Raw genomic sequence first — 12,682 nt, forward strand, 5'->3', positions numbered from 1 at the left:
TGGTTTATATGGGCTCACTCCTCATTCAGTTGAATTGACGATGCTCGTGTTCGCTAAGCTTTTTTTGTTATGGAAAGGAAAAACGATTTGTTAGATTGGTCGGTATATGTAGAGTCCGCTTTCCAGTTAAGAAATGCGCTCGATTTTTTATCGAGTCGAGGCATTTCGAGTTGTCATTACATCATTCGGTTGAATGGTGTGAAAAAGAATGATAACGAAATGCTCCAAGTAGCGACAGCGAACCGAATCAAATATACGGCTGTCAGGTTACCGAAGAAGGGTCTTTCAAAAGGTTTCTTAGTTATATATGTGTTAGCGATCGTCAGTTTTTACTTTACTCGTGCGAGTAACGTGGTCGTTGGTGATCAGAGGAGCATTATTTATCGTTTAGTCAAACCTATATTGAGCGGCCCACTCTATTTTGTTGATGATGGGGCGTATAGCTTTTCGGCTTTACAAAAAGTTGATGGTTTAAAAGATGAAGGTGCTACTTGGATAACTAGATTCAGGATTTTAGCCGAAAAGTCGGAAAATATAATTTATTTTCCGTTTATTAAAAATAACGCCAAATTCTCGGATTATGCCCTTATCGTCGGAGCTCCACTCTCAGAATGCGGTGTTCTTTCGAAAGAAGATCATAAGCTGTGTATTGAAGAGGTTGTTTTGGGGTTAAAAGAAAAAGGTTTTTCAAATATATTTTATTTTCCTCATCGTGAAGAATATGTCCCTCTAGTTAATGGGGATGTTTCTATCATGCGTAGCGAAAATAGTGTTGAGGATTTCCTTGAGTCGCGGCTTGACAATTTCCCAAAGGTCGTTGCTTCATTTTATTCTACCGCGATATTTCTTATTCTAGAAAAATTCAATGGAGTTGATGTATTTTATTTTGATATTACGGGTTGCAAGTCGTTTGATGAAAAGCGGTTTTTTAGTGTTGTACATGTATATGAAGCTTTGAAAATTCAGGAAACGCTATGCAATGCTGTTGAAGCTGGTGGCCGCTTAATGAGGTTGCGGTGACCAAGGCGGTGTCTAAAGTAAATATATTTAGATTCAGTGTGATCGTAACTTTGCTTCTATACGTCACCTTGGCATTCTTATCCTTTTTTTGGGGGCAGTTATATTTTAGGGTTGCTGCAATACTTTCCGTAGTAATTCTATTAACAACTTTTTCTGTATTCGGTAGAAGATTGAGATTTAATAATCAGTCTTTGCTTCTTCTTCTCGTTGCAATTTGTTTTATATTTTCGTCTTTCAATTGGTATTCCACAAATTTTAAGTCCCTTTTTACTTTTCTGGTGATGGCATCTAATTTTATTGTTGTGTATGCAATTATTGATGCGAGAGTTTCATATTTAGCTTTAGAGCTTCCTTTTTATATTCTTTTGGTATGGATTATTGTCTTAGGTGCTTTCTTTGGTTACGATCCAGAAAGCTTTAACGATTTTCTGGCAGGCTCAAGTAGGAATGTGTTGTCGGCGATACTTATTGCTTTGACTATTGGGTACATAGTGAGCAGAAGAGTCCGTGGGCGCGAGGTCAATTTGCTACCCATTATCGGTCAAGTTGTCGCAAATTTCTTTCTTTTTGGGAGGACTGGAATTGTTATAAGTCTTCTGATTCTTCTCATAGTGGCAATCGCGGAGAAGCGAATTCTTTTTCTTATTTTTTCGATATTGGTACTTATCTTTGGATCCGCCTACTTTTTTTCAGAAATTTTAGTCTACATCGCCTCAAATACGAATTTTGAGTCTGGTTTTGAAACGCCGAGGGTGGCGTTAAATTTAGCCTACTTTCATACGATTAATGTATATGAGGTTATTTTTGGTAGGGATCTGAGTTTGATTGAGGAGTATGAAATATATGATGGCAATCCTCACAATTCTTTGCTTCGTCTTCACAGTCATTTGGGTTTTAGCATTTTTGTTGTTTTTTTATTGTCCGCTCTTTCTTTGGTTTTCTTGATAAAAGATCGAAAATTTTTGTTTTTGTCATTGTTTTTTGTTGTCTATTTGCGAAGCGTCCTCGATGTGGTCTATTTTTTCAATTTATTTGACTATGGGTTCTACATGATAGTTTTTTATATTTTCTTTAGGCGAAAAACTTCTGATTGTCGTCAGTTTTATGTTAATTCGTGAAAGGTTCGACTGGTATGGGAATGATTAGTGTCATAATGCCGGCCTATAACGCTGCCAAATTCATTGTTCGGTCTATCTCCTCAGTTCAGAATCAGACCTTTCATGGTTGGGAGCTGATAGTCGTTGACGATCTTTCTTCTGATGAGACGTGTGAGCTCGTTGAGGCGCTTGCTAAAGAGGATAGTCGCATTCGTTTGGTGAGACTAAACAAGAATTTTGGGGGGCCGGCTGGGCCTAGAAATGTTGGGATTCAGAATGCCCGTTTTGATTGCATCGCTTTTTTGGACTCTGATGACATTTGGCACCCTCAGAAACTTGAGAAGCAAATTGAGCTTGTCGATTCAAGTCAGGAAACGTTTTCATGTTCATCAATGGTCGATTTTGTGGATGATTCGGTTATCGCGTTTCAGGACGTATCTGAAATTACTGTTAAAAGTGTCAGGTTTATAAGTCAATCTTTGCGGGCGAAGATTCCGACTTCGAGTGTTCTGGTGTCCAAAAGTCTGCTCAAAAAGTTTCCTTTCGAAGAATCTCCGGATTATAAAGCAGTTGAAGATTTTCACTGTTGGCTTCGTATTTTAAATTCAGGTATTCGTTGTAAAAAGATAAAAGAACCACTTCTTTATTATAGAAGAAGTGAAGGCCAGATATCTGGATCAAAGCTCAGGATGATGAAGAAGGTTTTCATGGTTCACAATAATTTTAAAGGTAGAGGACCTCTTACATCGCTTTTGTTTACGGCGTCCCATGTTTTGGGCGGCGTGTATTTCAGGTTTTTTAAAAAAGGAATGTAGCATGAGAATTTTGGTTACTGGTGGTGCTGGATTTTTGGGGTCTCATTTGTGTGAACGTTTGCTTCAGGAGGGGCACGATGTATTGTGTGTGGATAACTTCTTTACCGGGCGAAAACGAAATATTGCCCATCTTATGAGTAATCCATACTTTGAGGTGATGAGGCACGACGTTACGTTTCCTCTTTATGTAGAAGTCGACCAGATTTATAACCTGGCGTGCCCCGCCTCTCCGGTACACTACCAGCACGACCCGGTACAGACTACGAAGACGAGTGTTCACGGCGCGATCAACATGCTGGGTCTTGCAAAACGATTGGGAGCGAGGATTTTCCAAGCGTCTACCAGCGAAGTGTATGGCGACCCGGAGGTACACCCCCAGCCCGAAAGTTATTGGGGTAAAGTTAACCCAATCGGAATACGGTCCTGCTACGACGAAGGGAAGCGATGCGCAGAAACGCTGTTCTTTGATTACTACAGGCAGCATAACCTTCCAATTAAGGTGGCCCGGATTTTCAACACCTATGGTCCTCGGATGCATCCCAACGATGGACGTGTCGTCAGTAACTTCGTTGTTCAGGCGTTGAAAGGAGAAGACATAACGATCTATGGGGAAGGGCAGCAAACCCGCAGCTTCTGCTATGTCGATGACCTGGTCGATGGTTTCGTTCGTTTGATGAATTCACGGGAAGACTTCACCGGCCCGGTTAACTTGGGTAACCCAGGTGAATTTACTATTAGAGAGCTCGCGGAGCGCGTGATTGAATTGACTGGTTCGTCTTCCGAGTTGATTTTCAAACCCCTCCCACAAGACGACCCAAAACAGCGTCAGCCGAACATTGAACTTGCGCGTGCCGAACTGGGTTGGGAACCTGCGATTAAGCTTGATGACGGCCTGCGAAAAACAATTACCTATTTCGATGATTTGCTCTCAATTAAAGATCTGGACTGAGTTGTTCCATGACAAATAGGGTTCTCGTTACCGGTGCTACGGGATTCGTCGGGCGGGAGCTATGCGCCCGACTGGCGTCTGCTGGAAAGGACGTTGTGGCGGTTGGCCGCGGCGGCGACTTAAAAGGCCTCTCAGGTTTGGCATATCGAAAGTTGGATCTGGAAACGGACGATCTGCAACACCTGTTTTCAGGGGGTATCGATGCGGTTGTTCATTTGGCTGGCCAGGCACATGGGAAGGGCGGTAGCGAACGTCAGGAACTGGATGGCTTCAGGCGAGCCAATGTGAATGTGACGATCAGGCTCGCCGAGGCAGCGATTCAAGCCGGTGTTCGGCGTTTCGTGTTTGTCAGTTCGATTGGCGTGCACGGGACGGCGACCAAGGGGGCGGCAATATCTGAGAACACGCCATTTAGCCCCGCCTCTCCTTATACGCAATCAAAAATGGAGGCAGAGCTGCAGCTAGTCCGCCTTTTCGATGGCGTTGGTTCTTCTGAACTTGCAATTGTTCGCCCTCCGCTTGTTTATGGCGCGAAAGCGCCGGGGAACTTTGGAAGTCTTCTTCGGCTCGCGAATTCTCCTGCTCCGCTCCCTTTTGGTAAGTGTTCAAACCGCCGCAGTCTGATATCTGTGGCGACTTTGGCAGATTTCCTTATTGCCTGCATTCAGAGCACCGAAGCTGGAAACCAGGCCTTCGTTGTAGCGGATTCCTCAGCCGTCTCAACCGCAGATATCGTGTCGGCTCTGAGGCGTGGAATGAATAGGTCCGAAAGGCTCATTCCCGTTCCGGCGTCGCTTGTGGCTATTGCTTTGAGGTTGTTAGGGAAGCGAGAAATGTACACACAGCTTTTCTGCGATTTGGAGATCGACAATGAGAAGGCGAGAAGGCTTGCTGGATGGGCTCCTTGCGAAAATACCAGGTCAGAACTGGAGACAGTCGGCAAACTCTTTTACGAGTCTCAGTGATCGAAACGAATTTTGAATTAGGACCCAAATGAAAATGAAAATTGCAGTGGTTGGCACAGGGTACGTTGGTTTATCAAATGCGGTCTTGCTGTCTCAGCAGAACGATGTCATTGCTCTGGATATCGATGACAGGCGCGTTGGCATGGTGAATGAGAGGCTGTCGCCGATAGAGGATCCAGAAATTGAGTCTTTTTTGATAAGCAAAAAGCTCAGCCTCAAGGCCACCACCGAAAAGACCTTCGCTTATGAGGATGCCGATTTTGTCATAATTGCGACGCCGACAGATTACGACCCTGAAACAAATTATTTCAACACGAAAACCGTGGAGTCGGTGATTTCGGATGTCCTCGAAATAAATCCGGGGGCGCTGATGATAATCAAATCCACTATTCCGGTAGGTTTTACCGCGATGGCTAGAGAGAAGTACGGAACGGAAAATATCGTCTTTTCTCCCGAATTTCTGCGAGAGGGTCGGGCCCTCTACGACAATTTATACCCTTCAAGGATCGTCGTCGGCGAGCGCTCGGAGAGGGCTGAAATCTTCGCCAAGTTGCTTTGCGATGGTGCGCTGAAGGAAGACATCCCAACACTATTTACAGAATCTACAGAAGCTGAAGCCATCAAGCTTTTTGCCAACACCTACCTCGCCATGCGAGTCGCTTTTTTTAATGAGCTGGATACCTATGCGGAGACGCATGGGTTGGATAGTCGGCAGATTATCAATGGAGCATGCCTCGACCCACGGATTGGCGACTTCTACAACAATCCTTCATTCGGATATGGAGGCTATTGTCTGCCAAAGGACACAAAGCAATTGCTGGCTAACTATTCGGATGTGCCTCAGAATTTGATCAAGGCGATAGTAGATGCCAACACCACGAGAAAAGACTTTATTGCGGAGGCCGTAATAAAGAAACAGCCTAACTGTGTTGGTATCTATCGTTTGATCATGAAGTCAGGGTCGGACAATTACCGAGCTTCGGCGATCCAGGGTGTTATGAAGAGGATCAAGGCCAAAGGGATTGAGGTAGTCGTTTATGAGCCGGTGATTGATGAAGATCAGTTTTATGGGTCGGAGATCGTAAACGATTTGGATCAATTTAAGCAAAGATGCGATGTAGTCATTTCCAATCGCATGGTGCCGGAATTATCAGATATTCAAGATAGAGTTTACACTCGCGATTTGTTCGGCAGTGATTAATCGGGAACAGAACCGATTGGAGCTTGTTCCTTCCGTCACCAAGGAGATTACGTGATTCGTGCTTTCGATGTTTTTTTTGCGCTACTAGGTTTGGTTGTTGGCCTTCCTTTGCTGCTTCTACTGGTTGTTGTCGGGCTCTTTGACACGGGCTCGCCTGTTTTCATGCAGGAGCGGGTGGGCCGAAACAAAAAGCCGTTCACCCTGGTTAAATTCCGCACGATGAGCAAAGAAACACTGTCTGTAGCCAGTCACCTTGCCAGCCCTGCTGCGATTACACCATTCGGTCGCTTTCTGAGACGAACCAAGTTGGATGAACTGCCGCAGTTATGGAATGTGCTGAAAGGCGAAATGAGCCTTGTGGGCCCGAGGCCGTGTCTCTTCAATCAGGAAGAGCTCATTATGGAGCGTGAAAAACGCGGTGTTTTGGCAGCCAGGCCGGGTATTACTGGACTTGCCCAGGTGAACGACATTGATATGTCTACGCCAACACTCCTGGCAGAGACGGATCAGAAAATGCTTCAGAATCTGACTGTGTCGGCCTACTTCAAATATATTTTGATGACTGTTTCAGGGAAGGGCGCCGGAGACAGGGTGCCCGGAAAACACTGATTGGCTGGTTCAAAGCATCGTTTGCGCTCCTTGTGTCTTATAATATCGAGTGCCTTGTATTTTTTAGCTGGTAAAGGAAAACCATGTTCCAGAGATTTCTGAATCTTTCCCGGGTTCACAAGAGACTGATTTCGGTCTTCGCAGATGTCGCCGTGCTGTTTTTTGCTCTTTGGGCAGCGTTTTCGCTTCGCCTGGACCAGCAGTTCTGGGTGCCCGACCGGGGCCAGCTCATCGTCTCGGGTCTCACCGTCGCTATTACCATTGCGGTATTCGTTAAGCTGGGTCTTTATCGGGCGGTGATCCGTTATCTGAGCGACCGGGCTTTTATCACGGTCATCACTGGTGTCTTTGTATCTGCGATTACCCTGATTTTGCTTGGGTACTGGCTTGAGGTGCTGGTGCCTCGCTCCGTTCCCATAATTTACGGCGCACTGGCGTTTATCTTCGTGAGCGGTACTCGCATGACAGTGCGCATGTTGGTGAACCGACCGAAGCACAATAATAAGCAGTATGTTGGCATTGTGGGTGCCGGAGAAACCGGGCTCCAGCTCGCTAACGCGCTTGACCAGGGCACGGAGTACCATCCGTGCGCGTTTATCTCTCTTTTGAAGGCGAATCACAGAGCACTTGTTAATGGTATCCCGGTTTACGACATCAGCCATATTGAGCGCGTTGTAAAAGATCACCGAATTAAAAGGTTACTGTTGGCCTTGGATGCTGACTCAGGCATTGATCGCAAGCGGTTACTCAAGAGGCTTGAGCCTCTGGCCATTCCTGTGCAGACCGTTCCCACCATGTCAGAGTTGGTGGCAGGACAGGCACGAATCAACGATATCCGGGATCTGGAGATAGAAGACCTTCTGGGCAGGGATCCCGTTCAGCCAGACAACGCCCAGGTGGCTGCAAGCCTGTATAACCGGTCTGTATTGGTTACGGGTGCAGGTGGTTCCATCGGTTCCGAACTTTGTCGGCAGATTATTCGTCACAGGCCGGCTCGTTTAGTGCTTTTTGAACAATCGGAGTTCTCACTTTATGCCATCGAGCGTGAGCTGCAGGCACTGAACTCCATTGAGGGGTTAGGGGTGGAGATAAACCCCTTGCTTGGAAGTGTTACCCATCGCAGGCGTTGTGAAACGGTCATGCGGAGCTTTGGCATTGAAACGGTTTACCACGCCGCTGCCTACAAGCATGTGCCACTGGTTGAGCATAATGTGATTGAGGGTGTTCAGAATAATGTTTTCGGTACTTTCCACGTGGCGGAGGCTGCAATCGCAGCTGGAGTGCACCGATTCGTCCTGATCTCTACGGACAAGGCAGTGCGCCCGACCAACGTTATGGGTGCCAGCAAGCGGATGGCGGAGTTGGTGCTTCAGGGGTTGGCTCAAAGACAGTCCGGGACCATTTTCTCTATGGTCCGTTTTGGGAATGTCCTCGGCTCATCCGGTTCTGTGGTTCCATTATTTCGAGACCAGATTCGTGACGGCGGACCGGTAACAGTAACGCACCCGGACATCATTCGTTATTTCATGACCATCCCGGAGGCGAGCCAGTTGGTTTTGCAGGCTGGCAGTATGGGCCAGGGTGGAGAGGTGTTTGTGCTGGATATGGGCGAGCCCGTGAAGATTGCGGATCTGGCTCGCAAAATGATTCATCTTATGGGTCTCGTGGAGAAGACGGATGACCGACCGGATGGAGATGTTGAGATTGTGTTCTCCGGACTGCGGCCGGGAGAGAAGCTGTATGAGGAGTTGTTGATTGGCGATAATCCTCAAGGCACTGCCCATCCCCGAATCATGATGGCTCGAGAAGCTTCTATGCCGTGGGAGGAAGTGGAGCAGACGCTCAACGGATTGATTCGGGCCAGTCATGAATTCGATTGCCAGGGCATTGTCGATATCCTGAAAAATGCGCCCACTGGTTTTGCGCCAAATGGAAGTGTTGCCGATCTTGTGTGGTGCAATGGCGCCAAAGATGTCATACCCTTTCAAGTAGAAAAGGTGAGACAGCTTCATCAGTGAGTTCGTTAGGTAACTGAACAGGGACTGGCAGTCGTTGCTGGCAGATGTTCGCTTTTGGAACGCATCGCTTGATTATGGATAAGATCAAAACTCTTTGTGTATTTGGAACTCGCCCTGAAGCCATTAAGATGGCTCCGCTTGCACTTAAACTAGCCGCCGACGCCCGCTTTGATGCGGGCGTTTGTGTAACTGGCCAACACCGGGAAATGCTGGACCAGGTGCTGGAACTCTTCTGCATTCAGCCCGACTTTGATTTGAACATCATGAAGCCCGGGCAGGATCTCACCGATGTGCTGACAGGTATTCTGACGGGAATGCGAGACGTTCTCTCGAAGGCTCGGCCGGACATCGTGCTGGTTCACGGCGACACGGCTACTACTTTCGCGGCTTCACTTGCTGCCTATTATCAACAGATTCCGGTAGCACATGTGGAGGCGGGATTGCGCACGGGCAACCTCTATTCGCCATGGCCGGAAGAGGCGAACCGTAAGCTGACAGGCGTGCTCACACGGCTACATTTTGCGCCCACGCCTAAATCGGCTGAAAATCTTACACGGGAAGGTGTTCCACTTTCCCACATAGAGGTTACCGGAAACACGGTCATCGATGCGCTCCTGACAGTGGTTGCGCGCGTGGATGCTGATCACCAGTTGCGTTCGGGGTTTGAAGAGCGCTTCGATTTTCTGGACAGCAATAAGAAGCTGATTCTGGTTACTGGCCATCGACGAGAAAGCTTCGGCGGAGGGTTCGAGCGAATTTGCCAGGCGCTTGCGAAAGTAGCGAAACGATACCCGGACTGCCAGATCTTGTATCCGGTTCATTTGAATCCCAATGTCCAGGAGCCTGTACGGCGGCTGCTTGGGGGCATTGATAACATTCGGTTGATTGAGCCGCTGGACTATTTACCGTTTGTTTATTTAATGAATAGGTCTCACATAATCCTGACCGATTCAGGCGGTATACAGGAAGAGGCACCCTCTCTTGGCAAGCCGGTTCTGGTGATGCGTGAAACCACAGAGCGCCCTGAGGCGGTGGATGCGGGCACGGTTCGTCTGGTGGGTACTGATGTCGATTTGATTGTAAGTGAGGTCGAGCGCCTGCTGACCGACGAGGCGGCGTACAAGGAAATGGCTTTTGCCCACAACCCATACGGGGATGGCAAGGCCAGTGATCGCATTGTAGAAGTCCTGTCACACAGGGAATGGTAGAGAGGTTAAAGATATGGCGGTTGGTACGATTTGCGTTGTAGGGCTTGGGTATATAGGCCTGCCTACGGCGGCCGTGTTTGCGTCCCGAAAGTTCAAGGTTTTTGGTCTGGATGTGAACAAGGAGGTGGTGGACTCGATAAACCGGGGTGAGGTTCACATAGTAGAGCCCGATCTGGACATGGTGGTGAATGCCGCTGTAATGCAGGGGTATCTGCGGGCCACTTCTGAGGCAGAGCCGGCGGATGCGTTTCTCATTGCGGTGCCAACGCCCTTCAAGGGCGATCGTCACGATCCAGATCTCTCCTACGTGGAAGCCGCGAGCAGAAAGATTGCGCCAGCTCTCAAGAAAGGGGATTTGGTTATTCTGGAATCCACTTCTCCTGTGGGCACAACAGAACAGGTTGCCGCCTGGCTTGCAGAGGAAAGGCCAGACCTGACATTCCCCCAGCAAGTTGGTGAGAGTTCCGATATTCGCGTGGCCCATTGCCCGGAGCGTGTCTTGCCTGGCCAGATTTTGCGTGAGTTGGTGCAGAATGACCGGGTTATTGGTGGCATGACAACGCGGTGTGCCGCTGCAGCCGCCGATCTTTATAAAGTGTTTCTTAAAGGCGAATGCGTACTCACCACTGCGCGCACCGCTGAGTTGTGTAAGCTCACTGAAAACAGCTTCCGCGATGTCAATATCGCCTTCGCCAACGAGCTATCGGTTATTTGTGGCGCGTTGGATATAAACGTTTGGGAACTGATTCGGCTGGCGAATCGACATCCCCGGGTCAATATTCTGCAGCCCGGCCCGGGTGTTGGTGGGCACTGCATTGCGGTTGATCCCTGGTTTATTGTGAGTAGCGCGCCTGAAGAGAGCCGCCTTATTACGACTGCCCGTCACGTGAATGATGACAAGCCGCGATGGGTGATCGACCAGGTCAAAGCTTCGATTGCTGATTATCTGCGTGATAATCCCGATAAGAGCATCCGCGATGTGACCGTGGCTTGTTATGGCTTGGCTTTTAAGGCTGATATTGATGATCTGCGTGAAAGTCCGGCATTGAACATTGCCCGGGCCTTGCTCGCTGAGCACGGTGGCCCTGTTCAATTGGTGGAGCCAAATATACGAAGGCTCCCCGAGTGGCTCGCCAGAGAAAAGCTGGTTACCGTCGATCACGCCCTGAAAGAGGCAGATATACACGTTCTGTTGGTTGATCACGCGGAGTTCAAGCGGGTGAGGCCACAGCAAGGCATTATCGTGGATACCAGAGGTACCTGGTAAAACCGTTACTGGCTTGGAAGCCAACCCCGACAAGGATGTCAAAATGATCAGTATTTCCCATCACGGCGCCACCTCCGGCGTAACCGGCTCGTGCCATGAGCTGTCCCTGGCTAAGGGTTCCAAAAAGAGTGGCATTCTCATCGACTGCGGCCTGTTTCAGGGCCAGGACGAGGGCCGCGGGGCTTCCGCTTCTGATCTTTCCATTGATTTCCCCATTGATCATATCCGGGCTTTGGTCGTCACCCATGTGCATATCGACCATGTCGGGCGCATCCCCTATTTGCTGGCAGCGGGGTTTGACGGCCCCATCATTTGTTCCGAACCCTCGGCCATTGTGCTGCCGGAAATTCTGGAAGATGCCCTGAAAATCGGCTTCACCCGTGACCGGCAATTGATTGAACGGGTTCTGGGACTGATTCGTTCCCGCCTGGTGCCGGTGCCTTATGGCCAGTGGCATTCGGTGTTTGCTGAGGGTGATTGCTCGCTGTCGGTTCGGCTTCAGAGAGCTGGGCATATTCTTGGCTCTGCGTATGTGGAGTGCGATGCCCATGAAGGGGAGATTGAGGAGCGGGTTGTGTTCAGCGGTGACCTTGGAGCGCCTCACGCGCCATTGTTACCAGCCCCGCAATCGCCGGAACGGGCGGATCGGCTGGTGATTGAGAGTACTTATGGCGATAAGGATCACGAGGGCCGGGAAACGCGCCGTTACCGGTTGAAGGGAGTATTGGAGCATGCCCTTGAAGATGGTGGGACGGTTTTGGTGCCTGCGTTCAGTATTGGCCGGACGCAGGAGCTGCTTTATGAGATTGAAAGTCTGATTCATGAGTTTGGCGGAGAGCTTTGGAATAACCTGGAAATAGTCGTGGATTCACCTCTGGCCGCAGAGTTCACGCGGATATATCGGGATTTGAAGCCCTACTGGGATTCCGAGGCTACAGACTTGGTGCGCCAAGGCCGGCATCCGCTCTCTTTTGAGCAACTTACGGTCATCAATTCTCACCAAGATCACCTGAATGCTGTGGATTATCTGACCCGCTCCCATCGTCCCTGCGTGGTTCTTGCCGGCTCAGGCATGTGTGCGGGCGGTCGCATAATGAATTACCTCAAGGTGATGCTGGGTGATAAGCGAAACGATGTGTTGTTCGTGGGATATCAGGCTGCAGGTACTCCAGGGCGTGATATTTTGAAATACGGTCCCAGAGGCGGATGGGTTCAGCTCGATGGTGATCGGTATGATATCCAGGCTCGGATTCATCAAGTAAGCGGATATTCGGCCCATGCGGGGCAATCGGATTTGCTCCGGTTTATCAAGAGTATTTCACAAGGCCCAAGTGAAATCCGCATTGTTCACGGAGATAAAAGCGCCAAGCATATATTTAAACAGGAGCTGGACAGACTTGGATACTCCAATGTTTTGATTCCTGCTGACAGTTAAATCAATTCCAGGATTTTCGGAGTTAATGACTCTTAAATAAATAAACTTTGCGATGCACGGACTATTCATTTATTATTTTCCGGACTTTTGGTCAACTC

11 protein-coding genes are annotated in these 12,682 nt (G+C 48.7%); all 11 read left to right on the forward strand.

The annotated features are described in order from the left end of the window. Positions 1 to 87 precede the first annotated feature (87 nt). Positions 88 to 1,020: a hypothetical protein gene (locus tag ACWJ62_RS03840; protein WP_449284993.1), complete on the forward strand. Its 933-nt coding sequence runs from the start codon at positions 88 to 90 to the stop codon at positions 1,018 to 1,020. Next, positions 1,017 to 2,138 (forward strand): hypothetical protein, encoded by a 1,122-nt coding sequence (locus ACWJ62_RS03845; RefSeq protein WP_449284994.1) that lies wholly within the window; start codon positions 1,017 to 1,019, stop codon positions 2,136 to 2,138. The genes ACWJ62_RS03840 and ACWJ62_RS03845 overlap by 4 nt, the downstream gene beginning before the upstream one ends. 14 nt (positions 2,139 to 2,152) lie before the next feature. Next, positions 2,153 to 2,932: a glycosyltransferase family 2 protein gene (locus tag ACWJ62_RS03850; protein ID WP_449284995.1), complete on the forward strand. Its 780-nt coding sequence runs from the start codon at positions 2,153 to 2,155 to the stop codon at positions 2,930 to 2,932. Between the two features lies 1 nt (position 2,933). Further along, positions 2,934 to 3,881 carry a UDP-glucuronic acid decarboxylase family protein gene (locus tag ACWJ62_RS03855; RefSeq protein ID WP_449284996.1) on the forward strand — a complete coding sequence of 316 codons (948 nt, stop codon included), beginning with the start codon at positions 2,934 to 2,936 and terminating at the stop codon, positions 3,879 to 3,881. 8 nt (positions 3,882 to 3,889) lie between these two features. Beyond that, complete coding sequence (locus tag ACWJ62_RS03860; RefSeq protein ID WP_449284997.1) at positions 3,890 to 4,846, forward strand: NAD-dependent epimerase/dehydratase family protein; 957 nt, start codon at positions 3,890 to 3,892, stop codon at positions 4,844 to 4,846. 34 nt (positions 4,847 to 4,880) lie between these two features. Then, positions 4,881 to 6,047: a nucleotide sugar dehydrogenase gene (locus ACWJ62_RS03865; RefSeq protein WP_449284998.1), complete on the forward strand. Its 1,167-nt coding sequence runs from the start codon at positions 4,881 to 4,883 to the stop codon at positions 6,045 to 6,047. 51 nt (positions 6,048 to 6,098) lie between these two features. Beyond that, a complete protein-coding gene (locus ACWJ62_RS03870) occupies positions 6,099 to 6,656 on the forward strand; it encodes a sugar transferase (protein WP_449284999.1) in 558 nt (185 codons plus the stop codon). 83 nt (positions 6,657 to 6,739) lie between these two features. After that, positions 6,740 to 8,674, forward strand: coding sequence for a polysaccharide biosynthesis protein (locus ACWJ62_RS03875; RefSeq protein ID WP_449285000.1), 1,935 nt, complete (start codon positions 6,740 to 6,742; stop codon positions 8,672 to 8,674). 74 nt (positions 8,675 to 8,748) lie between these two features. Further along, entirely contained in the window at positions 8,749 to 9,882 is a 1,134-nt protein-coding gene (gene wecB / locus ACWJ62_RS03880) for a non-hydrolyzing UDP-N-acetylglucosamine 2-epimerase (RefSeq protein ID WP_449285001.1), read from the forward strand. 13 nt (positions 9,883 to 9,895) lie between these two features. Next, positions 9,896 to 11,149, forward strand: coding sequence for a UDP-N-acetyl-D-mannosamine dehydrogenase (gene wecC, locus ACWJ62_RS03885; RefSeq protein ID WP_449285002.1), 1,254 nt, complete (start codon positions 9,896 to 9,898; stop codon positions 11,147 to 11,149). A 43-nt stretch (positions 11,150 to 11,192) separates the two neighbouring features. Continuing rightward, positions 11,193 to 12,584: an MBL fold metallo-hydrolase RNA specificity domain-containing protein gene (locus ACWJ62_RS03890; RefSeq protein ID WP_449285003.1), complete on the forward strand. Its 1,392-nt coding sequence runs from the start codon at positions 11,193 to 11,195 to the stop codon at positions 12,582 to 12,584. The last annotated feature ends 98 nt before the right edge of the window (positions 12,585 to 12,682 follow it).

Source organism: Marinobacter sp. PE14 (assembly GCF_053566155.1).